Origin of the sequence: Luteimonas terricola (genome assembly GCF_004352845.1) — a bacterium.
Lineage (GTDB): Bacteria > Pseudomonadota > Gammaproteobacteria > Xanthomonadales > Xanthomonadaceae > Luteimonas > Luteimonas terricola.
Map to the genome: position 1 here is coordinate 50,551 of NZ_SJRX01000002.1, position 23,835 is coordinate 74,385.

The following is a 23,835-nucleotide window of genomic DNA, read 5'->3' on the forward strand; positions in this document are numbered from 1 at the left end:
CGGTGTCGCCCAGCGCCGATCAGAAGCGCTGCTGGTACTTCATGAACACGAAGCGGCCGAGGTCGAAACCGCCGTAGTAGGCGAAGTTCGAGTTCGGCTGGTCGAACGCCGGGGCCGCGTAGTGGTTGAACACGTTGTTGGCACCGACCGCCACCGTCGCGTTCCACGGGGTCTTCACCGCGAACTGGACGTCGTGGAAGGTGTTCGAGCCGGTCTCGTTCATCGGCACGTTCTGGCCCTGGGTGTCAGGCGCCGCGTAGCCGGGAACGTTGCAGAGCGAATCGAAGTAGCACTCTTCCTTCATCGAGGAGTAGTAGCGCATCCCCCAGTTGGCCGAGAACGGGCCGTTGTCCCAGTTCAGGTTCAGGTTCGAACGCAGGCGGAAGTTGCCGCCGAAGCTGACGTACACCGATTCCGGCGTGGTGGCTTCGTTGGTGGTCTTCAGGTTGTTCTTGCTGACGTAGGTGTTCTGCCAGGTCGCCCCGATGTTGCCGTAGCCGGTCTGCACGCGGTAGGACATGTCGAAGTCGAAGCCTTCCGTCTCCTGGTAGCCGGCGTTGCGCAGGCCATAGGTGAGGTCGTTGACGATGCCGCTCACCGGGTCACGGCTGAAGCCCGAGCAGCGCGACTCGATCAGCGCGACGTAGCAGTCGCTGAGCATCTGGTTCGGGCTGTCGGACACCAGGGTGTTCTCGATGGTGATGTTCCACCAGTCGAGCGTCAGGCTCAGGCCCTCGACCCAGGACGGGCTGTACACCAGGCCGATGGTCTTGGACTCTGACGTCTCCGGCGACAGCAGCGGGTTGGAGCCGCTGGTGAACGGCACCGGCGTCTGCGCCGCGGGGCCGTCGGTCGGGATGAAGCCCTGCTGCTGCTGGCGGTAGTTCGCCGCCACGTCCTGCAGGCAGCGCTGCGAGCCGCCCACGGTGCCGTATTCGCTGTCGCAGGGGTCGCGGAAGCCGGTGGTGAAGGTCTGCGAACCGCCGCCGTACAGGTCGGAGATCGTCGGTGCGCGGAAGCCCTCGGCCCAGGTGCCACGGACCAGCAGGTCGTCGATCGGACGCCACTTCACGCCGAACTTGTTGTTGGTGGTGTCGCCGAAGGTGCTGAAGTCCGAATAGCGGCTGGCGACGTTGAAGCTCAGCTCACGGGCAAACGCCATGTCGGCCAGCACCGGCACGTTCAGCTCGAGGTAGAACTCGTCGACGTCGTACTCGCCATAGGTCGGGCCGGCGGCCAGGTTGGTCGAGTCGCCCGACTGCGAGATCGCGTCGGGGGTGTAGCCGCCCTGCTCCTTGCGGTACTCGTAGCCCACCGCGAAGCCGAGGTCGCCGGCCGGCAGGGTCATGATGGAACCGGCCAGGTTGGCGAAGTAGCTGGTGGTCTCGGTTTCGCCCATCGCGTGCTCCTGCTTGAACAGGTAGGCGCGCACGGCCTCGTCGTCGAGCGAGTTGGCGACCTCGCCGGTGCCGAAGCCCGCAAAGGGGTTCCACGGCGTGCAGCCGGAGATCACGGCGCCCGGAACGCCGCAGACCACGTTGCCGGCGTCGTCCATGAACGACGGACCCACGGCATTGCGGACGTTGGGGATGTAGAAGTTGCCGTTGCTGATCTTGGTCAGCTCGTTCTTGTTGTACAGATAGCCGGCATCCCAGTCGAAGTAGCGGTCGCCGACCTGGAACGCGCCGTCCAGGCCCGCGGTGAAGCGCCAGGTGGTGAGCTCGGACTCGGTGGTGCGCGGGTTTTCCCAGCCGCGGCGGCGCCAGTCGACGGCGCGGCCGTCGCCGAGCGGGTTGAAGTAGCTGTCGGCGGACATCGGCGCGCCGAGCGCGGTCGACTGCACCGGGTAGCCCGCGATCTGCGAGTTGGAAACGCGGTTGTTGTAGCCCATGTCGGTCGAGAAGCGGATGTTCTCGGTGAGGTCGTACTGGCCGTTGACGTACAGCGAGCGGCGCTCAAGCGGCGTCAGCACGTGCATCTGCTGCGCGGCGTTGCTCATGTCGTCGCTGGTCTGCGGGTGGAACGCGTCCGAACCGAGGGCGTTGCCGTCGCGGTTGGGGGCATACCAGTCGGCCGGCAGCGGAATGGTGTTGCCATCGGCGTTGAGCACCGGCGAGCCATCGGGGTTGCGCTGGATCAGGCCGCTGTTGGCGTTGTAGTTGCCCCACTGTCCGACCGGGCTGAGGCTGTACTCCGGGAAGCCGGGGTAGCTGTCACGGCTGAACCAGCGGTCGCGGGCCCAGACGCCGTCTTCCTTGTGGTACTCGGCGGCAAGGGTGATCGAGCCGCGGTCACCGGACATGCCCATGATGAAGTCGTAGCTTTCCTTGGCACCGTCGCCGTCGCCGAACTGGCCGTAATAGGCATTGGCCTCGGCACCGTCGAAGTTCTTGCGGGTGATGATGTTGACCACGCCGGCCATCGCGTCGGAGCCGTAGATCGACGAGGCACCGTCCTTCAGGATCTCGATGCGGTCGACCATGACCGACGGGATCGAGGACACGTCCTGCAGGCCGCCGGTGGTGACGCCCAGGCGCTTGCCGTTCACCAGCACCAGGGTGCGATTGGCGCCGAGGTTGCGCAGGTCGATGTACTGGCCGCCAACCGCTTCACCGGAGGCGAGCGACTCGGAGCGGCTGATCGCCGGGGAGCCGGCGGCGGTCATGTTCTGGAGGATGTCGGACACGGTGCGGAAGCCCTGGCCCTCGATGTCCTGCCGACTGATGGTCAGCACCGGCTGCGCCGTCTCCATGTCGACCTGGCGGATACGCGAACCGGTGACCTCGATGCGATCAAGCGTCGTGGCAGCGGCGGCGTCCGTGGCGTCCTGCGCGAGCGCGGGCAGCGAGACCGCCAGGGTCGCGCCGGCGAGCAGCGACGTGCGGATGGCGTCCCGCAGCAAACTTGTCTTCATGAGTACTCCAAAATCTTTGGTTGATGAGTGCAAACAGTTAAGGCGTCGTTAAAAAAAGCCGACCGGACGACCTTAGGGAGGGCCTGCCGCTACGGGGTGCTCGCGCTGTCGCTTCGGCGTGCCCGAAATCGCCATCCCGCCGGATCCGGTGCATTTGTCACCGGGCGTTCATGAGCTTTTGAGATGCCCTCAACGCCGCTTTCGGGATCAGCGCGGCATGCCTCCGCGAAGCGCCCCCTGCGCCCCCAGGCCAGCGCCCATGCGGGGTTTCATCGATACGTCATCGATACGTCCTGCCCTGGAGCCGAAACGTCCGCGCCGCTTCGCGACTTCGGGCACGCGGGCCCGCAGCCTTGGGCACGTACTTCAGTGACAGGGGGCAAGCCGTGGTGGATGTGGAGTTCTGGCGCGCCGGACAGGGCGGCGGTATCGATCTGACCGGCGTGGAGGGCGTGCATTGCGTGCGCGGCTTCGGCCGCGGCAGCCATGCCCTGGTCGCGGCGGCATCCCCGTCGCTGTGGTGCGTACTGCGCGGAAGCGTGGAGGTACGCGGCGCGGACGGAGCCTTCCGGGTGCCGCGCCGGCATTTCCTGGCCTTGCCGGCCGGCGCCGCCGTGCGCGCGCTGGGTCGTGACGGCGCCGACTGGGTGGCGCTGGCGCTGCCGCCACCCGCCGTGGCCGCGATCCTGCGCAGCGTCGGCGTGCGCCGGGGCCCGGGTCCGCTGCTGTTCTCCTCCGTGCTGCCGATGGACCGCGCCCTGTTGCGCGCCGTGGCCGCGGTCGCACGCGCGGCCGGCGATGGCCAGCGGCCGGCGATGGACATCCTGCTGGGAAGCGTCCTGCAGGCCGCGCGCGATGCCCAGGCCCCCAGCCGTGACTGGGTGGCGCGGGCCAGCGGCCGCACCGAGGGCCACCGTCGGCAGACCGTGCAGCGGCTGCTCAGCGCCCATAGCCGGATCCTGAACTCGCCGTTCGAAGGCAGCGATCTCGACAGCCTGGCCGCTGCGGCGCGCTACTCGAAGTCGCACTTCCTGCGCAGCTTCCGCGACGTGTTCGGCATCACGCCGCACGACCTGGTGATCCAGACGCGGATGGAACTGGCCAAGGACCTGATCGCCAACAGCGACCTGGCGATCTCCGAAGTCGCGGCCAGCGTCGGCTACGAAAGCCGGTTCGCCTTCGCGCGCTCGTTCAAGAAGTGCGTCGGCCTCACTGCGACCCGGTTCCGCCAGGACCTCGCCGACGCCGCCTGAGCTGGCGCCGTAAAGCTGCCCGCCAGCTACGCGGCGCTACACTACTCCGCCATATGAAGCTCCGCGGCGCCCCCGCGCAGCCCGCCCGTGCGTCCGCCCGGCGGGCCCGCCGCCGCGGATCACAGGTGAAACTTGCCCCGAGCCGCAGACCAACGCAGCCGCGACGGCAGCCATCGCCAGCAACTTGATGTCGGCGCATTCCACGTCGACGCCGGCGCGCTGCAGGTGGAGTCCGGCGGACAGGCCACGCGCCTGAAACCCAAGGCCATGGCCGTGCTGCTGGCGCTGGCCCGCGAGCCGGGCGTGACCGTGTCCCGCGACGAACTGCTCGACGAGGTCTGGGGCAGCGTGCACGTCACCCCGGGGGTGGTCGGGCATGCCATCACCGCCCTGCGCCGCGCCTTCGGCGACGACCTCGAGCGACCCGGCTATATCGAAACCATCCCGCGGATCGGCTATCGCCTGATCGCGCAGGTGCAGTGGCTGGGCGCCGCCGAGGCAGGCGGCTCCGCGCACGAGGCGGACGGTGAGGCGACGGCGGCGGGGATCGACAGTCCACCGGCGCCTTCGCCCTCCGTTGCGATCGAGGGGTCACCGGCCACGACGGCGGCTGCGGCTGCGACGCCCGCGGAGGCTCCGGAAGACACCCGGCCGGCCCCGGCAGATTCCGCGCCGTCCAGAGCCGCGCCGCGGCGCTGGCTGCGGCCGCTGGCCATGGTGGCGCTGCTCGCCGCGGCGGCGGTGCTGCTGCTGGCGAGCCCCTGGCGGCGCGACGCCGAAATCGCACCCGCGGAGGCGGCCGCTGGCGTCACCGCCGGCCCTGTCCGCCGCATCACCTTCGCCCCCGGCAGCGAAGACCATCCGCGGCTCAACCCGGGCGGTGACTGGCTGGTATACAGCCGCCGGGACCGCCTTGGCGACCCGCCAGGCCTGTTCCTGCAGTCGCTTTACGGCACCGAGGCGATCGAACTGGCCGCAGGCGACCACGCCGAACGCCCGGCCTGGTCGCCGGACGGCCGCGAAATCGCCTATGTCTGGCGCGCGGCCGACGGCACGCGCTGCGAGATCCGGGTGACCAGCATCGACGGCGGCGGCCAGCAGCCGATCAGCGACTGCCCGGCGCGCAGCGTCGTGTACCTGGACTGGAACCCGGCCGATGCCGACCAGATCGCCTACTCCGCGATCATCGCCGGCAGCGCCGCGGACACCCGCGTCACCTTGCTGCGGCGCGGAGAGGGATGGGCATGGGAACCCTTTGAATACGGGTACCTGGAAACCGCCGTCGACCTCTACCCGCGGTTCTCGCCGGATGGTCGGCAGATCGCGTTCCGCGGCAACACCAACCCCACCTCCGACCTGTATTCGGTGTCCACGAGCGGCGGCACGGTCAAGCGGCTGACCACGCTGCGCTCGGAGATCCTCGGTTTCGACTGGCTGCCCGACGGCTCGGGGCTGGTGCTCTCCTCCAACCACGAAGGCCATCGCGCGCTCTATGCGCTGGACCTGGCCGATGGTGGGATCACCGCGCTGGGCATCCCCGACGCCTCATCGCCGGACATCGGCGGCACCGTCTGGAACCTGGCCTTCCAGCTCGATGCGCGGCGCTCCGCTCTGGTCGAGTATCCGCTTGAAGGCGGCCCCAGGCGGCTGCTGGCACCGTCGTCGGGAAGCGACTTCTCCGCCGCGATGTCGGCCGACGACAGCCGCCTGGTGTTCGCCAGCGACCGCGACGGCAGCTCGCAGCTCTGGCTCCTGGACCGCGGCGAGGGCCAGGCCACCCGGCTGACCCGGCACGAGGCGGGAATGGTGGAAGCGCCGGTGCTGTCGGCCGATGGCCGCCGCGTGCTGTACGTGCTGCGCGTGCAGGGGCGGCACGAGCTGCACGAGTTCGACTTCGAGCGGGGCCTGTCGCAGCGCGTGGCGGAAGCAAGCGCATCGCTGCGCAACGCCGTCTACGCCAGCGATGACCGTTCGATCTGGTACGCCGGCTGGAGCGACGATGGCTGGTACCTGCATGCCTGTCGGCGGCCGGCCGACGGCGCCGTCTGCAGCGGCCAGCGGACTCCGCTGCAGGCGTTCCGGGTCGAGCGCGCCACGGTGGACGGGCGCACCGCCTTGCTGCTGGCCGAGGCCGGCAGCGAGGGTCGCGTAGCGGTCCATGCCGAAGACGACCTCCGCGCCCTGCGCGACGCGCCGCTGCCGATCGACGAACCGTGGCAGGTGGTGGGCGATGCGGTGTGGTCGCTGCACTCACAGGGCGACGGGTCCGGGATCGCGACGCTCCAGGCGTATGCCCTGCGCGATGGCGAAGTCACGCGGCTGGCGACGCTGCGCGGGCTGCGGCTGCTGCTGGGGGGAGGGTTCCAGGTCGGCTCGGACCGCCGCCACCTCGTGCTGCCGGTGCTGACCGAGAACCGGACCGACGTCGGCGTGGCAACGCTGCGCCCGAACGGCGGCTGAAGCCGCCGCCGAAACCGCAACTTCGGCAAACCCAGTGCGCAGCCCCCGCCACGCATGTCCGGGGGCCGCGCGCGAGACTGTGGCCAAGGGCGCGAAAGCCCATCAACCAAGTGAGTCTTGCGCACGGCCCTCCTCTCTCCCCCGGGGCCGTGCGCAATTTTTTTGATTCATCTCCCAACTCCGGGGAAGCGGCTTTGACGAGGAGTGTCTGCTTCTTTCGCTACGCCTCGCGGTGATCTGGAGGGCCCCGCCGCGGCCGGGAGGCCTTCGCGGCTCATGTCCCCCGGCATCCGCCTGGCGGCGGATGCCTCCTCCTTGACTTCCCCGCGAAGGCCTCCCGGCCACGACGGGACTCGGCGTTGCTGCAGGTGCGCGGAATGCCGGCTTCGCTCCTGGGGCCACCGCGTACTGCTGCGCACCGGGTGCCAAGGCCCTTGAGAGCGAAGTCAAGGAGGAGGCGATGGCCGCAGGCCATCGCCGGGGGACATGAGCACTCAAGGGCCTTGGCACCCGGCGCCCCAGAGGATCAATGGCGCGCCATTCCCTCAGTTGGGAGAAGAACCTTTTTTTGAGAGGTGGCGGAGCCGGCCGATAAGCCGGGTTCTGTCGTGGACAGTCATTCCTCTAGGCGCATCGTCGCCGATACGCTCAAGCAGCCTACCCGGAGGCACCGCGGGCCGCGGCATTGCCTCCCTATTTGGCCTTGCTCCCGGTGGGGTTTGCCGTGCCGGTCTGTTGCCAGACTCGCGGTGCGCTCTTACCGCACCGTTTCACCCTTGCCACGCATCCGGCATTCTTTCGAACACCTGACCGTTCGGCGGTCTGCTCTCTGTTGCACTTTCCGTCGGCTCGCGCCGCCCAGGCGTTACCTGGCACCGTGCCCTGTGGAGCCCGGACTTTCCTCGGCACCGACCCATCGAGATGGGACGATGACGCGACTGTCTGGCCGACTCCGCCGTGGGTATTGTCGCATGGGGCGAGCCCCTTCCCCCGCCTGGGTCGGCTTGGGGTCAGCCGCCGTACAAGGCCTTTCTCGGGGCGCCGCTGAGTTCTGCCGCGAGCTTGGCCGCGGTCGAGGGTGGCAGGTGCGCGGCGAGCTTTGCATACAGCAGCTTGCCCTGCGCGACCCTTGCCTCCGCATCGTCGCCAACGCCTTCCACCAGCAGCACGAACTCGCCCTTGCGCTGGTTGGCGTCGGCCTCGACCGCGGCATGCAGGTCGGCCAGCGTGCCGTCGAGCACGGTCTCGAAAAGCTTGGTCAGCTCGCGTGCCAGCACGGCGCGGCGCGCGTCGCCGAACACGGTGCGGAAATCCGCCAGCGATTCGGCGATGCGGTGCGAGGATTCGTAGAACGCGAGCGTACGCGTCTCGCCGACCAGGGCCGCCAGGCGCTCGCGCCGCGCGCCGGCCTTCGCCGGCAGGAAGCCCTCGAAGGCGAAGCGGTCGCTGGGCAGGCCGGCCACGCTCAGCGCGGCGATGATCGCGCTCGGGCCGGGCACCGGACTCACGCGGATCCCGGCTTCGCGCGCGGCGCGCACCAGGCGGAAGCCGGGGTCGCTGACCAGCGGCGTGCCGGCGTCGGACACCAGCGCCAGCGACTCCCCCGCGGCCAGCCGCGCGACCAGCCGCCCGGCGACCTCGGCCTCGTTGTGCTCGTGCAGCGCCAGCAGCGGCTTCTCGATGCCGAAGTGCGCCAGCAGGTGCCGGGTGTGCCGCGTGTCTTCGGCGCAGATCGCAGCGACGGTGCGCAGCGTGTCCTGCGCGCGCGGCGACAGGTCGGCGAGGTTGCCGATCGGCGTGGCGACGACGTGGAGGGTTCCGGCGGCGGGCTGCATCGTGTCCTTGCGGGGGTGACGGTAGAATCCGGGCATTCTCGCAGCCGGAACGCCTCGATGCGCCATCCCTGGAAGCAGGCCCTTGCGGCCACCCTCGCCGCGCTGGCGATCGCCGGCTGTTCCACCGTGCAGGTGACGCGCCCCGCCGAGGTGCCGGACGCGGCTCCGGCTCCGGCCACGACCGGCCACTGGCAGTTCGACGCCGGCGACCGGCCGCCTGCCGAGCGCGATGGCTATCGCCCCCCGCGCAAGCTGGCCGTGCTGCTGCCGCTCACCGGCAGCCTGTCCACGGCCGCCGGCCCGGTGCGCGACGGCCTGCTGGCCGGCTATTACGGCGAACAGCGCCGGCGTCCGGACCTGGAGTTCTACGACACCCGGGGCACCGCCTGGGGCGCGGTCGAGGCCTATCGGCGCGCGGTGGCCGAGGGCGCCGGCCAGGTGGTGGGGCCGCTGAGCCGGGACGAGGTCGACGCGGTGTTCGCGCAGACCACGGCCACGGTGCCGGTGCTGGCCCTCAACCGCGCCGGCACGCCGCCGGTGAACAGTGCCAGTTACGCACTTGCGCCCGAGGACGAAGGCGTGGCCGCGGCCGATTTCCTCGCCGCGCGCGGTGCGCTGAGGGTGCTGGTGCTGAGCTCCGGCGACGACAGCGCGCGGCGCAGCATCGATGCGCTGGGCACGCGCCTGCAGGAGCTCGGCGGCGGCGTGGTGCAGCTGCTGGCGGTGGTCGGCGACAGTCCGCCCGACCTGATCGGGCCGATGCAGGCCGCGCTGCAGCGCGAGGGCGGCGTCGATGCGGTGTTCATGGCATTGCGCGGCCCGCAGGCGCGGCTGGCGGCCGCCCAGGTCTCCGCGGCCGGGCTGTCCGGACGCCCGCGCGTGGCGACGTCGCAGCTGCTGTCGGGCACGGGCAAGGCCGAAGACGACGCGGCGCTGGACGGGATCGCCTTCCCCAACGATGCCTGGTCGGTGTCCGGCGTTCCCGGCCTGCCCCCGGCGCGCAGCGTGGCCGACGCGCTGCCCACCGCGCGCGGGGCGGCCGCGCGCCTGTTCGCCTTCGGCTACGACGCCTGGCTGCTGTCGGCCTATCTGGGCCACCTCGCCAGCAGCCCCGAGGCCTCGGTGTCCAGCGCCAGCGGCGTGCTGCGCATGGGCGTGGACGGCCACGTGCTGCGCACGCCGGCCTGGTCGACCTTCAGCGGTGGCCACGTGGTGCCGCTGGCGGGCGCCGCGCGTTGAGCGAAGCCCGGCGCCGCGGCGCCGGCGTGGAAGCCGCGGCGCGCACGCATCTGCTGCGCGCCGGGCTCGCCGAAGTGGCGGCCAACGCCGGCTATCGGCTTGGTGAGCTCGACCTGGTGATGCGCGACGGCGACACCGTGGTCTTCGTGGAAGTGCGCTATCGCGCCAGCGCCGACTACGGCGGTGGCGCGGAATCGGTCGACCGCGGCAAGCGCCGGCGCATCGTGCGCGCGGCGCAGCTGTTCCTGCTGCAGCATCCGGCACTGGCCGAGGACTTCTGCCGCTTCGACGTGGTCGATGCCAGCGGCGATCCGGAGTCGCCCGACTTCACCTGGTACCGCGACGCGTTCCGGGTGGACGACGCCTGAGGCAAACGGCCGAAGCACCCCGCGCGGCCTCGATGGGCGGCAAATGCGCCCGGCGGAGAGCGTCAGGGAACGAAGTGCTCGTGGCCCTTGCGGGCGGGCAGCCACGAGCGGCCGTCGCGATCCAGCGCCTGCACGCCCTGCCCCGCCACCACCGTGCCGACACGCGTGACCTCGACGCCGGTCTCTGCCGCGTCCGCCGCCGCCCGCACCGTGGCGTCGGCATCGCCGGGCGCGGTGAAGCAGAGTTCGTAGTCGTCGCCGCCCGATGCCTGCAGCATGCGCGCCGCATCGTCGCCCAGGTGCGGGCGCAGGGCTTCGCGGCCGGGCAGCGCATCGACCTCCAGCCGCACGGCCACGCCGCTGGCGACGCAGACATGGCCGAGGTCGGCGAGCACGCCGTCGGAGATGTCGATGCAGGCATTCGCCACGCCCGCCAGCGCGCGGCCCAGCGCGATGCGCGGCCGCGGGCGCTCCAGGCGTTCCCGCAGCGCCGGGGCGATGGTTTCGCCGGCGCGCCACTGGCCAAGCGCGGCCGCTGCGCCGCCGAGCGTGCCGCTCACCCACACGCCATCGCCCACGCGCGCGCCGTCGCGCCGCAGCGCGCGGCCGGGATCGACGAAGCCGTGCACGGTCACCGAGATCGACAGCGGCCCGCGCGTGGTGTCGCCGCCGACCAGGGCGACGTCGTACAGCGAGGCCAGCGCCAGGAATCCGTCGAGGAAGCCGGCCACCCAGGCCGGATCGCCGTCGGGCAGCGACAGCGACAACGTGCACCACGCGGGTTCCGCTGCCATCGCCGCGAGGTCGGACAGGTTCACCGCCAGCGCCTTCCAGCCGACGTGCGCGGGATCGGTGCCCGGGGGGAAATGCACGCCGTCGTTGAGCGTGTCCATCGCCACCACCAGTTGCATGCCGGGCGGCGGCTGCAGCAGGGCGGCATCGTCGCCGATGCCCAGCACGACGTCGTCGCGCGCCTGCGTGGCGCGCGCGCGGATGAGGTCGATCAGCTTGAATTCGGCCATGGCGGCGGCCGCGGGCTCAGCCGCGCGACGCCTGCACTTCCGCCGCGCGCCACTCGGCGGCGGCGTGGTCGAGCACGCCGTTGACGTAGGTGTGGCCGTGCTCGGAACCGAAGCGCTTGACGGTTTTCAGCGCCTCGTCGATCACCACCCGGTAGGGCACGTCGATGCGGTGGCGCAGCTCGTAGGCGGCGATGCGCAGCATCGCGCGCTCGATCGGGTCGACTTCGCCGATGGCGCGGTCGAGGAAGGGCTGCAGCGCCGCATCCAGGTCGCGGCGATGGGTCTCCACCCCGCGTACCAGGTCCTCGAAGTACTCGAGGTCGGCGACTTCATGCGCCTGTTCGTGGGCGAACTGGGCGATCGCGTTGCGCGCATCCACGCCGGAAAGCTGCATCGCGTACACCGCCTGCAGCGCGCGCCGGCGCGAACGCGAGCGCGCCACGGTGTCGATGCCGGCATTGCGGCCGCCGCCGCCACGCTGCGGCTTCACGGCAGCTTCCTCAACAGATTGGCCATCTCGATCGCCACCAGGGCGCATTCCTCGCCCTTGTTGCCGTGGCTGCCACCGGCGCGGTCCTCGGCGTCGACCATGTCATCGACGGCAAGCACCCCGTTGGCCACCGGCACGCCGTGCGCGAGCTGGACCTGCGCCAGGCCCTCGGCGCAGCTGTCGGCGACGTGCTCGAAGTGGCGGGTGTCGCCACGCACCACGCAGCCCAGGGCGATGATCCCGGCGTGCCGGCCGCCACGCGCCAGGCGGTCGGCGACCATCGGAATCTCCCAGGCACCGGGCACGCGCACGACGTCGACGGCATCGACGGCCACGCCGTTGCCCTCGAACGTGGCGCGCGCGGCGCCCACAAGGGCATCGACGATGCGTGGATTCCAGCGGCTGGCGATGATCGCGAAGCGCGCGCCGGCGGGCGCGTGCAGGTCGCCTTCGTGATGGGTCATGGTGTGTTCCTGGGGCAGATCGGCATTCTAGCCCGTCTGCGACATGCTTCCCCCGCAAAGCGGGGGAGGATGCCCGAAGGGCAGATGGGGGACGAAGCCTGCGGGCGTGTCGGCCGGCAGCGCCCTACGCCAGCGGGTCCATGTATTCGACGACTTCGAGGCCGAAGCCGGCCAGGCCGACCTGCTTGCGGGCGGTGCCCAGCACGCGCAGCTTGCCCAGGCCGAGGTCGGCCAGGATCTGGCTGCCGGCGCCGTTGCGGCGCCATTCGACCAGGGCGCCGTCGCGCGCCGGCGCCGGCGATCGGCCTTCGGCGGGCAGCGCATCGGCGGCACGCAGGCGCTCGAGCAGCGCGTCGGGTGTCTGGCCGCCATCCAGCAGCACCAGCGCGCCGCGGCCCTCGGCGGCGATTCGCTGCAGCACCTCGCCGACCGCGGGACCGAAATCGGGCCGGCACCAGCGCAGCACGTCGGCCAGCGCGTTGCGCACCTGCACGCGCACCAGGGTCGGCGTTCCGGCATCGGGCTCGCCACGGACCAGGGCGAAGTGCAGCGCGTGGCCGAGGCGGTCGTGGTAGGTGTGCAGTCGGAACGGGCCGTGTTCGGTCTCGATGTCGCGGCTGTCCACGCGCTCCACCGTGTGCTCGGTCTCGAGGCGGTGGCGGATCAGGGCCTCGATCGAGCCCATCTTCAGCCCGTGCTCGCGCGCGAACACTTCCAGCTCCGGGCGGCGCGCCATGGTGCCATCGGGGTTGAGGATCTCGACCAGCACGCCGGCCGGCTCCAGCCCGGCGAGCATCGCCAGGTCGGTCGCGGCCTCGGTGTGGCCGGCGCGCGCCAGCACGCCGCCGGGCTGCGAGGCCAGCGGGAAGATGTGACCGGGCTGGGCGAGGTCCGACGGCGCCGCGTTGGGGCGCACCGCGGTGCGGACGGTGTGCGCGCGGTCGTAGGCCGAGATGCCGGTGGTGACGCCTTCCGCGGCCTCGATGCTGACGGTGAAATTGGTGTGGTGCGAGGAGGTATTGGCCTGGACCATCGGCGGCAGGCCCAGCTGCGCGCAGCGCTCGCGGGTCAGCGACAGGCAGACCAGGCCGCGGGCGTGGGTGACCATGAAGTTGATGTCGGCGGGGCGCACGAGTTCGGCGGCCATGATCAGGTCGCCTTCGTTCTCGCGGTCTTCGTCGTCGACGATGACGACCATGCGGCCGGCGCGGAGTTCTTCGAGCAGTTCGGGGATGGGGGCGAAAGACATGGCGGACCTGGGATTGGGGGCTGGGGAAACGGCGCTGCCGACGGGAAGGCCGGGACTAGGGCGCGCTTTGCAGGCGTTCGAGATAGCGCGCGATGAGGTCGACCTCGAGGTTGACCGGGTCGCCCACGCGCGCCGCGGAGAACGCGGTATGGGCCACGGTATGGGGCACGAGTGCGACTTCGAACGCTTCGGCCTCCGTGACGTTCACGGTGAGGCTGACGCCGTCGACGCAGATCGAACCCTTGTGCGCGACGTACTTCGCCAGCGCCGGGGGCATGCCGAAGCGCCAGCGCTGCGCGCGCGCGTCCTCGCGCACATCGAGCACCCGGCCGACGCCGTCGACGTGGCCGCTGACGATGTGGCCGCCAAGGCGGTCGCTGGGCCGCATCGCGCGTTCGAGGTTCAGCGGCGCGCCTTCGGCCAGGGCGCCGAGCGTGGTCAGCGCCAGGGTTTCGTTGGACGCGTCGGCCTCGAAGTGGCCGGCGTCGAAGGCGACCACGGTCAGGCAGACGCCGTTGACCGCGATGCTCTCGCCCATCTGCGCGTCGTCGAAGGCAAGCCCGCCCACGGCGATGCGCAGGCGGGCGTCGCCGCCGCGCGCCTCGCGTCCCGCCAGCCGGCCGACGGCTTCGATGATTCCGGTGAACATGCCGCCCTACCCCGCCGCGCCGGCGTCGGCATCGACGGCCGCGGGCAGCGGGACCAGGCGCAGGCGCAGGTCGTCGCCGACGCTCACCGACTCCTGCACGTGCATCCGCATGCGCTGCGTCATGTCCTGGATCTGCAGCCCGGCGAACAGCGGCCGCGCCTGCGCGCCCAGCAGCACCGGCGCGATGTACAGCAGCACTTCGTCCACCAGGCCCGCGCGCATGAAGGCACCCGCCAGGGTCGCGCCCGCCTCGACCTGGACCTCGTTGATGCCGCGGTCGGCGAGCACGCGCAGCACCGCGGCCAGGTCCAGGGCGTTGCCAACGGCCGGGACGGAGACGCGCTCGCTGCCGAAGTCGCGCGGCGGCTTGGCGTTGGCGGCGTGGACATACAGGGTCGGCGCATCACCCTCGCGGACGCGGCCGCGAGCGATCGTGGCCAGCCCGGGATCGAGCACCACGCGCAGCGGCGGCGCGACCTCGGCGTCGTCCTCCAGACGCACGGTCAGCTGCGGGTCGTCGGCCATCACCGTTCCCGAACCGGTCAGCAGGGCCCCGCTGCGCGCGCGCCAGCGCATCACGTCGCGGCGCGAGGCCTCGCCGCTGATCCACTTCGACTCGCCGCTTTCCAGCGCGGTATGCCCGTCGAGGCTCATCGCCAGCTTCACGCGCAGCCACGGCCGCCCGCGCACCAGGCGCGAGACATAGCCGCGGTTGAGAGCCTGCGCCTCGGCGTCCATCAGGCCGTGCGCGACCTCGATCCCGGCGGCGCGCAGGCGGTCGAAGCCGCTGCCGTCGACCTGCGGGAAGGGATCGCGCATCGCCGCCACCACGCGCGAGACGCCGGCGGCGATCAGCGCGTCCGCGCAGGGGCCGGTGCGGCCGGTGTGGGCGCAGGGCTCGAGGCTCACGTAGGCGGTGGCGCCGCGCGCGCTGTCGCCGGCGGCTTCGATCGCCAGCACTTCCGCGTGCGCTCCGCCCGGGCGCCGGTGCCAGCCCTCGCCCACCACCTCGCCGTCGCGCACCAGCACGCAGCCGACCATCGGGTTGGGACGCGTGGTCCATGCGCCGCGCTCGGCCAGGCGCAGCGCGCGCGCCATCATCACGTGGTCGATTTCGGAATAGCCCTGCATCAGGTGATGTTTTCCACGTTGGAGTAGACGGGGTCGGCGCCGGCCAGCCAGCTGGCGGCGCGGTGGCGTTCGCTGGCGATGCTGATGCAGCGCACGATCCGGGCCGCGTCGGCGCGGTCGATGCGGCTGCCGTCGATGGCGAGGTCGTCGTCGACCAGGGCGCCCTGGTCGATGTCCAGCCGCGCCCAGCCGCCGTTGGCGACCACCGCGGCGAAGTTCATCTGGCCCGGGCGCAGCGCGTACTCGCGCAGGCGCCAGTGCACCGCCAGCTGGCGGGCAAGGAAGGTGTCGATCTCGCGCTCGCCGCGCAGTTCGGCCTCGCCTTCGCGATCCAGCGCGTCGGCATCGAGGAAGCCCAGCGGCCAGGCGATGTCGTCGGGATCGACCAGGCGGTCGTGCGGGAGCGGCGCGTGGCGCCCCAGCGCCCAAGCCAGCACATAGGCGCCTTCCGCACGCCAGCCGGCATCCAGCGCGGCGTTGGCGTCGAGCTCGCCCAGCGGGGTCGCGACCAGCGCCGCCTCGGCGGGTTCCAGCGCCTGGTCCAGGCCGGTCGCGCGCAGCCAGTCGAGGATCCGCGGGTGCATGTCACGGGCTTCGCCCGCGTCGGCCCGCGCCTCCAGCCCGGCACGGGCGGCGACGCTGGACAGCACCAGCGCACGGCGCAGCGCCTCGCGCGCCTGCGGCCGCGGATGGCGCCCCGGTTCGCCGGCGTCGTACACCGCGCTCAGCGCTTCCGGCCCTTGCCGGAGCGCGTGTCGAAGGGCACGACCTCGCCGCCGAGCAGGGGCAGCTGGCCCTCGCCCGGCAGGTCGCGCTCGAGGCGGTCGAGTTCCTCGCGGAAGTCGGCGACGTCCTGGAACGAGCGGTACACCGAGGCGAAGCGCACATAGGCGACGTGGTCGAGCTTGCGCAGCTCGGCCATCACGAATTCACCCACCCGGCGCGACGGCAGCTCGCGCTCGGTGGTCATGCGCAGCTGGTGGATCACCGCGCGCACCGCGGCCTCGATCTGCTCTTCCGACGCCAGGCGCTTGTGCAGCGCGCGGTCGAAGCTCTGCCGCAGCTTGCGGGCGTCGAAGTGCTCGCGGCGGCCATCGGACTTGATGATCGCCGGCAGCTTGAGCTCGATGGTTTCCATCGTGGAGAAGCGCTCGCCGCAGGCCTCGCACTCGCGCCGGCGGCGGATGGTCGCGCCATCGTCGCTGACGCGCGAATCGATGACCCGGGTATCCACGTGCTGGCAGAAGGGGCAATGCATGGGGCGGCGGCGCGACTCCGGTAAGGGCGGGGATCAGCCGTAGACGGGCAGGTCCCTGCACTGCTTCGTCACCTGCTCGCGCACGCGCGCGATCACGGCTTCGTCGTCGGGGCCGTCCAGCACGTCGCACATCCAGCCGGCAAGCGCGATGCAGTCGGCTTCCGTGTACCCGCGCGTGGTCACCGCGGGGGTGCCGATGCGCAGGCCCGAGGTGATGAAGGGCTTCTGCGGGTCGTTGGGCACGGCGTTCTTGTTGACGGTGATGTGCGCCCGGCCCAGCGCCTCTTCGGCGGCCTTGCCGGTCACGCCCTTGCCGATCATGTCGACCAGGATCAGGTGGTTCTGGGTGCCGCCGGACACGACCTTGTAGCCGCGGTCGATGATCACCTTCGCCATGGCCTGCGCGTTCTTGACGACCTGCTGCTGGTAGGCCTTGAACTCCGGCTCCAAGGCTTCCTTGAAGGCCACGGCCTTGGCCGCGATCACGTGCATCAGCGGGCCGCCCTGGATGCCCGGGAACACGATCGACTGCAGCTTCTTGATCATGTCGTCGGCGCCCTCGCCCATGGCCTTGCGGCTGGCGACGATGATGCCGCCGCGGGGGCCGCGCAGGGTCTTGTGCGTGGTGGAGGTGACGACGTGCGCGTGCGGCACCGGGTTCGGGTACACGCCCGCGGCCACCAGGCCGGCGACGTGGGCCATGTCGACGAAGAAGTACGCGCCGACCTTGTCGGCGATGGCACGGAAGCGCGCCCAGTCGATTTCCTGGGAATAGGCGGAGAAGCCGGCCACGACCATCTTCGGCTTGTGCTCGACCGCCAGGCGCTCGACCTCGTCGTAGTCGATCAGGCCCTGGTCGTCCACGCCGTACTGGACGGCCTTGAAGAGCTTCCCGCTGAGGTTGACCTTGGCGCCGTGGGTGAGGTGGCCACCGTGGGCCAGCGACATGCCCAGGATGGTGTCGCCGGGCTGCAGCAGGGCGAAGTAGACGGCCTGGTTGGCCTGGGATCCCGAGTGCGGCTGGACGTTTGCATAGTCCGCGCCGAAGAGCTCCTTGACGCGGTCGATGGCCAGCTGCTCGGCAACGTCGACGTGCTCGCAGCCGCCGTAATAGCGCTTGCCGGGATAGCCCTCGGCGTATTTGTTGGTCAGTTGGGTGCCCTGGGCCTCCATGACGCGGGGGCTGGCGTAGTTCTCGCTGGCGATCAGCTCGACGTGATCCTCCTGGCGCTGGTTCTCTGCGGCGATCGCCGCGGCCAGTTCAGGGTCGTAACCTTCGATGCGTGCGTCGCGCGGGAACATGGGGTCGCTCCAGGGGCCGGAAAGACCGGCATTGTAGCCCGGCCCCGACCGCTCGACGCCCGCCTGGCGGAACGCTCAGGCCCAGCCGAAGCCCCTTCCTCACCCAGCGCAGGAGCAGCTACAGCTGCGACCGGCGCGCCCGGGTCGCAGCCATGGCTGCTCCTGCAGGTTGAGGTGCGGGTGAGGCGGGCCGGGGGGCCCGCCGGATGTGTCGCCTCAACGCCCCAGAATCACGTCCGCGATGATCCCCGTGGCGATGGCCACCAGCAGGAAGTCGCCGGCGTCGCTGCGGCGCCAGTGGTAGCCGCGCGGCGGATGGCGCAGCCCATAGGGACCGTAGTCCCGCACGACATAGGTCGGCGCATAGCCGGCGTACCCGTAATGGCGGCCGCGGGCCCAGGGCGGCGGGCCGCGGTAGGCGCTGGGGTGGTGGACAACCACCGGACGCGGGACATAAACCACGCGGGTGTCACGGCGGTCGTAGCGACGGTCATCACGGCGATCGTATCGACGCTCATGCCGACGGTCATCACGGCGGGCCTGGCGTCGATCATCCCGGCGATGGTCCGCGCGCCGGTCCTGGCCACGGCGCCACTCCTGTCCGGAATGGCCGCGGTCATGGCCGCGGCGGTTGTTGTCCCGCGCCTCCGCCGGGGCCGCGAACGCGACTCCCAGCGCCAGCGCGAGGGCGGCAAGTCCAAAGGTCCTGAAGGGCTTCATCGCGTATCTCCGGCGGTGGGCTCGGAGTCGACTATCGTCTGCCACGCCTGAACGGTGGCCCTACTGACCAGGCGGCCCCGGGCCCTATAATTGCCGCATCCCCATCCACCCGTTCCCGCCCGTGCACCGCCCGGGCGGCGGCGGATGTCGCACCGGAGCCCCCATGTCGCAATACATCTACACCATGAACGGCGTCAGCAAGACCGTTCCGCCCAAGCGCCAGATCATCAAGGACATCTCGCTGTCCTTCTTCCCGGGCGCCAAGATCGGCCTCCTGGGCCTGAACGGCTCCGGCAAGTCGACGGTGTTGCGGATCATGGCCGGCGTCGACACGGATTTCAGCGGCGAGGCGCGCCCGCAGGCGGGCATCAAGGTCGGCTACCTGGCACAGGAGCCTGAACTCAACCCGGAACACACGGTGCGCGAGGCCGTCGAGGAAGGCGTGGGCGAAGTGCTGCAGGCGCAGAAGCGCCTGGACGAGGTCTACAACGCCTATGCCGAGGAAGGCGCGGACTTCGACGCCCTGGCCAAGGAGCAGGAGCGGCTGGAGGCGATCCTCGCCGCCGGCGACGCGCACACGCTTGAAAACCAGCTGGAAGTGGCCGCCGACGCGCTGCGCCTGCCGCCGTGGGACGCGGTCATCGGCAAGCTGTCGGGTGGCGAGAAGCGCCGCGTCGCGCTGTGCCGCCTGCTGCTGCAGAAGCCCGACATGCTGCTGCTCGACGAACCGACCAACCACCTCGACGCCGAGTCGGTGGAATGGCTGGAGCAGTTCCTGGCGCGCTACACCGGCACCGTGGTGGCGGTGACCCATGACCGCTACTTCCTCGACAACGCCGCCGAGTGGATCCTGGAGCTCGACCGCGGCCGCGGCATTCCGTGGAAGGGCAACTACACCGAGTGGCTGGAGCAGAAGGAAGACCGGCTCAAGCGCGAGGAGTCCTCGGAAAAGGCGCGCCAGAAGGCGATCCAGAAGGAGCTGGAGTGGGCCCGCAGCAATGCCAAGGGCGGCCGCTCCAAGGGCAAGGCGCGCCTGGCGCGCATCGAGGAACTGCAGTCGGTCGACTACCAGAAGCGCCAGGAGACCAATGAGATCTTCATCCCGCCGGGCGAGCGCCTGGGCAGCAAGGTAATGGAGTTCAAGAACGTCTCCAAACGCTTCGGCGACCGCCTGCTGATCGACGACCTGAGCTTCATCGTGCCGCCGGGCGCGATCATCGGCATCATCGGCCCCAACGGCGCCGGCAAGTCGACGCTGTTCAAGATGATCACGGGGCTCGAGAAGCCGGACTCGGGCTCGATCGAGATGGGCCCGACGGTCGATATCGCCTACGTGGACCAGAGCCGCGACAAGCTCGAAGGCGAGCACAATGTCTTCCAGGAGATCTCTGGCGGCGCCGACATCCTCAACATCAACGGCATCGAGATCCAGTCGCGCGCCTACATCGGCCGCTTCAACTTCAAGGGCCAGGACCAGCAGAAGATGGTCGGCACGCTGTCGGGCGGCGAACGCGGCCGCCTGCACATGGCCAAGACCCTGCTGCAGGGCGGCAACGTGCTGCTGCTCGACGAACCGTCCAACGACCTCGACATCGAGACCCTGCGGGCGCTGGAAGACGCGCTGCTGGAGTTCCCGGGCAACACCTTCGTGATCAGCCATGACCGCTGGTTCCTGGACCGCATCGCGACCCACATCCTCGCGTTCGAGGGTGATTCGCACGTGGAGTTCTTCCAGGGCAACTACCGGGAGTACGAGGAAGACAAGCGCCGCCGCATGGGTGACGACGCGGGTCCGAAGCGGTTGCGGTTCAAGGCGTTGAAGTAAGGGCTTTTTTGGCCACGGATTCACGCGGACAAACGCGGATAGGGCGAAAGAGCGAGAGCTTTCTGGGCCACGGATTTACGCGGATGACGCGGATCTGGCCGAGGCAAGGTTGTTGCGGAAAGCCAATCAAAATTTGAATGTGCGAAGCGGTAAAGCCGTAAACAATCTGCTCTTATCCGCGTCATCCGCGTAAATCCGCGGCTAAAAATTGTCCGCTCTATCCGTGTGAATCCGCGTCAATCCGTGGCAAAAGCCCTTGCCCTTCATCCGTACCCTGGCAAAAAGGTGATCCCGATGGGTTTCATGCAGCAGCTGCAGCAGCGCTGGGCGACGTCCGGGTCGCTGGTCTGTGTCGGGCTGGATCCGGAGCCGGCGAAGTTTCCGGCGAAGTTCAAGGGGGATCCGGACGCGGTGTTCGGGTTCTGCCGGGACATCGTCGATGCGACGGCGGAGTTCGCGTGTGCGTTCAAGCCGCAGATCGCGCACTTCGCGGCGCTGGGCGCCGAGGGTGCGCTGGAGCGGCTGATCGCGCATATCCACGCGAAGCATCCCGGCGTGCCGGTGATCCTCGATGCCAAGCGCGGGGACATCGGCTCGACGGCGCAGCGCTATGCGGTGGAGGCGTTCGACCGCTATGCCGCCGATGCGGTCACCGTGAATCCGTATCTTGGCGGCGATTCGCTGCAGCCCTATCTCGAGCGCGCAGATCGCGGCGTGGTGGTGCTTTGCCGCACATCCAACCCCGGCGCGGGCGACCTGCAGGATCTCGTGGTCGATGGCCGGCCGCTGTACCAGCACGTGGCCGCGAAGGCCGCGGCGGAGTGGAACGGCAATGGCAACGTCGCGCTCGTGGTCGGTGCCACGTGGCCGGAGCAGCTGCGCGAGGTACGCGCCATCGTCGGCGACATGCCACTGCTGGTACCGGGCGTCGGCGCGCAGGGTGGCGACGCCGCCGGGGTGGTGCGCAATGCGCGCACCGCGAATGGCACCGGGCTGATGGTGAGTTCGTCGCGCGCGATCCTGTACGCATCGGCCGGCGACGACTATGCCGAAGCAGCCTCCGCCGCCGCGCGAGCGCTGCGCGACACGCTCAACCGCCACCGCTAGCCCCCCGTGCGCCCTTCCCCCGCCTGCGGGGAAGAGTTCGCCACTTGCCGCGGGGATCACGCGGCATCGCTATCCTGCCGGTCAACGGGGTCCCGCCCCGCCTGCCGGAAGGAATCCGATGATCAACGCAGCGCTGACCACCGCACTCGCACTCGTCCTCGCCGCCTGCGGCCAGTCCCCCGAGCCCACTGCATCCGCCGAGGACGCGGCTGCCATCCCGCCAGCGACGACGGCCGCGGCAGGCACCGAATACATCGCCGGCACGGGCGACGCGACCGCGCCCGCCGAGCCGGCCACCGACGAAGTGGCGACGACACCCGGCAGCGACGCCGAGGACACGCAGTACTTCGACTTCAGCGGCGATGCGCTGGCCAGGATTCGCGCTGACGCCCGCCCGGCCACGCCCGATCTGCGCGACGCGGCCCGCCGCATCGTCGATGCCACCGGCGAGGAGCGCGGCTGCGGCACGCATCCCGAGGGCGAGCGCCTGTTCATGCTCGACCTCGATGGAGAGCCGGGCGAAGAGGCCCTGCTGCTCTACACCATGGAAGGTTGCGAAAACGTCGCGAACTATTACGATCGCAACGGCTACGTGCTGCGCCAGGTCGAAGGCGACTGGCAGCAAGTCGGCGACTTCTCGCTCGGCACGCGCCTGGTCGGACCGGCGCACATCAGCTCGATCACCGACGGCAGGCTGGTGGTCACGCCCGAGGACGACAGCATGGCGCAGGCGGCGGAGGTGGTGATCGCGCCCTGAGCGCCCCGCCTCAGCCTGCGGCTTCAGGCGCCTCGAACACCTGCCGCAGCAGCGAATGGATCATGGCGCGCCGCTGCGTGCGGACTCCAGCAGCAGGCGCGGCAGGCGTGAAAGCCAGTGCGCCCACACCGCGACCCAGACGCCGGCACGCAGCAGCGGGCCGCGCGCGGGTGCCTCGAAGCGTCGGAAGTAGCGCCACAGGCCGCGGTGCTTGTGCCACTCCACGAAGAACGGGCGCGCGCGCGATGACACGCCGCGCAGGTGCAGCACGCGCACGTCGTTGGCCACGGCCACCGTCGCGCCGGCCAGGCGTACGCGGCGGCAGAGGTCCAGGTCTTCGGCGTGCAGGCGGTAGCCCGCGTCGAAGCCGCCGATGCGCTCGAACAGCGCGCGCGGCAGCAGCATCAGCGCGCCCGATACCGCCTCCACCGGCTGCAGCGCGATGCCCGCGTCCACCGCCACGTCCAGCGGACGGCCGCGGCCGGCGCGCAGCGGGCCGCGGAGCATGGCGGCGAAGTCGGGATCGTTGCGCCGCGCGGCGCCGTCGCGCACGCCGGCCTCGTCCACCAGGTCGGCGCCGAGCAGCAGCTCGCCATCGAAACCGTGCGCATGGGCAAGCAGGCGTTCGAACGTGTCCGCGTCCACCATGCAGTCCGGATTGACGAAGGCCAGCCACGGCGCAGCGCTGTCCGCCGCGCCCTGGTTGCAGGCGGTGGCGAAGCCGGGGTTGTCGGGGTTGGCGATGAAACGCAGGCGCGCATCGGCGAGGGCATGGCGCTGGACAACGGCCAGGGTGTCGTCGCCGGACGCATTGTCGACGACGCGGATCTCGGCCACGCCGGCGGCCACGCGCAGGCGCGACAGGCAGGCGTCGATGCTCGACCCGCTTTCATGGGTGACCACGACAACGGAAACAGGCGCTGCGTTCACGGTTCGAACAGCTCGTGCTGCGATGGCGGGTCGACGCCGGCCAGGCGCCGCGCAAGCTCCTGCCGCCGGTCCTTGATCGGATCGTGCATGAGGAATTCCGCCAACCGCGGATACCAGCCCGGCCAGCGCGCGGCCAGCGCGTCCAGGTCGCCGTCGGCCGGGCCGCCCTCGCCGCCGCGGGCCACGAAGGCGGTCTCGCACAGCACGTTGCGCCAGCCCAGCCCGGCCATGCGCAGCGACAGGTCGATCAGGGCCGCGTACCACGACGCGTAGCTGGCGGCGTCGAGCCCGCCGGCCCTGGCGCGCGCACGGCCGCGGATGTACACGGCATGGTCGATCGCGGCTGGCAGCTCGGGGTGCACCGGCGACATGCGCTCGGCCGCGCGCGCCAGGCGTGCGAGAACCGCATCGCCCGGCTGCGGCGAGACCTCGCCGCAGTCCGGCCAGGCGGCGGTCTCGCCGGCGTTGCACCAGGGCGTGGCGGTGGCGATGGCGCCGTCGCGCGCGGCGCATGCGGCCAGCTGCCGCGCCCAGCCCGGGCCGGGCACCGCGTCGGGCGCGAGCACGATCACGTCGGCGTCGCCGCAGGCGGACAGGGCTTCATCGAGGTGGGCGACCTCGCCCAGCCGACGCTGCCTGCGCGTGTACTCGGCGCGCAGGGGGGTACGTTCGAGCCAGCGCTCGATGATCGCCAGCGCGCGCGGACCGGCCTGGGCATCGTCGGCCAGCCAGATCCGGGTGCCCGCCGGCGTGCCGGCATCCAGCGCCGCCAGGCAGGCGTCGAGCGCGTCGTCGTCGACCGCGACCGGCAGCAGCAGCACCGGGAGTTCGGGCACGCCCGCGCCCTCCCTGCCAGCCATGC

The 23,835-nt window shown here is 70.8% G+C and carries 21 protein-coding genes and 1 other RNA gene; 7 read left to right on the forward strand and 15 right to left on the reverse strand.

Annotated elements, in window-relative coordinates:
• Positions 1 to 19 precede the first annotated feature (19 nt).
• The gene (locus E2169_RS04935; protein ID WP_132985527.1) at positions 20 to 2,914 is read right to left on the reverse strand and encodes a TonB-dependent receptor domain-containing protein; all 2,895 of its coding nucleotides are present in this window, start codon (positions 2,912 to 2,914) and stop codon (positions 20 to 22) included.
• A gap of 389 nt (positions 2,915 to 3,303) precedes the next feature.
• Here E2169_RS04935 and E2169_RS04940 point away from each other — a divergent pair, with 389 nt between their 5' ends.
• Positions 3,304 to 4,167 carry a helix-turn-helix transcriptional regulator gene (locus E2169_RS04940; protein WP_132985528.1) on the forward strand — a complete coding sequence of 288 codons (864 nt, stop codon included), beginning with the start codon at positions 3,304 to 3,306 and terminating at the stop codon, positions 4,165 to 4,167.
• 132 nt (positions 4,168 to 4,299) lie between these two features.
• Positions 4,300 to 6,627: a winged helix-turn-helix domain-containing protein gene (locus E2169_RS04945; protein ID WP_132985529.1), complete on the forward strand. Its 2,328-nt coding sequence runs from the start codon at positions 4,300 to 4,302 to the stop codon at positions 6,625 to 6,627.
• Between the two features lie 576 nt (positions 6,628 to 7,203).
• Here E2169_RS04945 and rnpB read toward each other — a convergent pair.
• An RNA gene (rnpB, locus tag E2169_RS04950) (RNase P RNA component class A) lies at positions 7,204 to 7,581 on the reverse strand.
• Positions 7,582 to 7,637: 56 nt separating this feature from the next.
• Positions 7,638 to 8,462: a 16S rRNA (cytidine(1402)-2'-O)-methyltransferase gene (rsmI, locus tag E2169_RS04955; protein WP_132985982.1), complete on the reverse strand. Its 825-nt coding sequence runs from the start codon at positions 8,460 to 8,462 to the stop codon at positions 7,638 to 7,640.
• A gap of 57 nt (positions 8,463 to 8,519) precedes the next feature.
• Here rsmI and E2169_RS04960 point away from each other — a divergent pair, with 57 nt between their 5' ends.
• Positions 8,520 to 9,701 carry a penicillin-binding protein activator gene (locus E2169_RS04960; protein ID WP_132985530.1) on the forward strand — a complete coding sequence of 394 codons (1,182 nt, stop codon included), beginning with the start codon at positions 8,520 to 8,522 and terminating at the stop codon, positions 9,699 to 9,701.
• Positions 9,698 to 10,069, forward strand: a complete 372-nt coding sequence (locus tag E2169_RS04965) for a YraN family protein (RefSeq protein ID WP_132985531.1) — start codon at positions 9,698 to 9,700, stop codon at positions 10,067 to 10,069. The genes E2169_RS04960 and E2169_RS04965 overlap by 4 nt, the downstream gene beginning before the upstream one ends.
• Positions 10,070 to 10,131: 62 nt before the next feature.
• Here the strand turns inward: E2169_RS04965 and thiL are convergent, their stop codons facing one another.
• The 10 genes from thiL to E2169_RS05015 form a co-directional block, all read right to left on the reverse strand.
• Positions 10,132 to 11,091, reverse strand: coding sequence for a thiamine-phosphate kinase (gene thiL / locus E2169_RS04970; RefSeq protein ID WP_132985532.1), 960 nt, complete (start codon positions 11,089 to 11,091; stop codon positions 10,132 to 10,134).
• Positions 11,092 to 11,107: 16 nt separating this feature from the next.
• Positions 11,108 to 11,581, reverse strand: a complete 474-nt coding sequence (nusB, locus tag E2169_RS04975) for a transcription antitermination factor NusB (RefSeq protein ID WP_229659090.1) — start codon at positions 11,579 to 11,581, stop codon at positions 11,108 to 11,110.
• Positions 11,578 to 12,045, reverse strand: coding sequence for a 6,7-dimethyl-8-ribityllumazine synthase (gene ribH, locus E2169_RS04980; RefSeq protein WP_132985534.1), 468 nt, complete (start codon positions 12,043 to 12,045; stop codon positions 11,578 to 11,580). Before ribH ends, nusB begins: the two co-directional genes overlap by 4 nt.
• A 124-nt stretch (positions 12,046 to 12,169) precedes the next feature.
• On the reverse strand, positions 12,170 to 13,294 hold the full coding sequence (gene ribB, locus E2169_RS04985) for a 3,4-dihydroxy-2-butanone-4-phosphate synthase (RefSeq protein WP_132985535.1): 1,125 nt from the start codon (positions 13,292 to 13,294) through the stop codon (positions 12,170 to 12,172).
• 55 nt (positions 13,295 to 13,349) lie between these two features.
• Positions 13,350 to 13,943 (reverse strand): riboflavin synthase, encoded by a 594-nt coding sequence (locus E2169_RS04990; RefSeq protein WP_132985536.1) that lies wholly within the window; start codon positions 13,941 to 13,943, stop codon positions 13,350 to 13,352.
• Positions 13,944 to 13,949: 6 nt separating this feature from the next.
• A complete protein-coding gene (gene ribD / locus E2169_RS04995) occupies positions 13,950 to 15,074 on the reverse strand; it encodes a bifunctional diaminohydroxyphosphoribosylaminopyrimidine deaminase/5-amino-6-(5-phosphoribosylamino)uracil reductase RibD (RefSeq protein ID WP_132985537.1) in 1,125 nt (374 codons plus the stop codon).
• Positions 15,074 to 15,793 (reverse strand): DUF4272 domain-containing protein, encoded by a 720-nt coding sequence (locus E2169_RS05000; RefSeq protein ID WP_165942333.1) that lies wholly within the window; start codon positions 15,791 to 15,793, stop codon positions 15,074 to 15,076. Before E2169_RS05000 ends, ribD begins: the two co-directional genes overlap by 1 nt.
• Positions 15,794 to 15,798: 5 nt before the next feature.
• Entirely contained in the window at positions 15,799 to 16,332 is a 534-nt protein-coding gene (nrdR, locus tag E2169_RS05005) for a transcriptional regulator NrdR (RefSeq protein WP_132985539.1), read from the reverse strand.
• Positions 16,333 to 16,365: 33 nt separating this feature from the next.
• Positions 16,366 to 17,634 carry a serine hydroxymethyltransferase gene (gene glyA / locus E2169_RS05010; protein WP_132985540.1) on the reverse strand — a complete coding sequence of 423 codons (1,269 nt, stop codon included), beginning with the start codon at positions 17,632 to 17,634 and terminating at the stop codon, positions 16,366 to 16,368.
• Between the two features lie 216 nt (positions 17,635 to 17,850).
• A complete protein-coding gene (locus E2169_RS05015; protein ID WP_132985541.1) occupies positions 17,851 to 18,354 on the reverse strand; it encodes an RcnB family protein in 504 nt (167 codons plus the stop codon).
• A 163-nt stretch (positions 18,355 to 18,517) separates the two neighbouring features.
• Here E2169_RS05015 and ettA point away from each other — a divergent pair, with 163 nt between their 5' ends.
• From ettA to E2169_RS05030, 3 genes are all read left to right on the forward strand, one after another.
• On the forward strand, positions 18,518 to 20,179 hold the full coding sequence (ettA, locus tag E2169_RS05020; RefSeq protein ID WP_132985542.1) for an energy-dependent translational throttle protein EttA: 1,662 nt from the start codon (positions 18,518 to 18,520) through the stop codon (positions 20,177 to 20,179).
• Between the two features lie 294 nt (positions 20,180 to 20,473).
• Entirely contained in the window at positions 20,474 to 21,286 is an 813-nt protein-coding gene (pyrF, locus tag E2169_RS05025) for an orotidine-5'-phosphate decarboxylase (protein WP_132985543.1), read from the forward strand.
• Between the two features lie 118 nt (positions 21,287 to 21,404).
• Complete coding sequence (locus E2169_RS05030; protein WP_132985544.1) at positions 21,405 to 22,043, forward strand: hypothetical protein; 639 nt, start codon at positions 21,405 to 21,407, stop codon at positions 22,041 to 22,043.
• Between the two features lie 60 nt (positions 22,044 to 22,103).
• Here E2169_RS05030 and E2169_RS05035 read toward each other — a convergent pair whose 3' ends face one another.
• Positions 22,104 to 22,973 (reverse strand): glycosyltransferase family 2 protein, encoded by an 870-nt coding sequence (locus E2169_RS05035; protein WP_132985545.1) that lies wholly within the window; start codon positions 22,971 to 22,973, stop codon positions 22,104 to 22,106.
• Complete coding sequence (locus E2169_RS05040; RefSeq protein WP_132985546.1) at positions 22,970 to 23,833, reverse strand: glycosyltransferase family 2 protein; 864 nt, start codon at positions 23,831 to 23,833, stop codon at positions 22,970 to 22,972. Before E2169_RS05040 ends, E2169_RS05035 begins: the two co-directional genes overlap by 4 nt.
• Positions 23,834 to 23,835 lie beyond the last annotated feature (2 nt).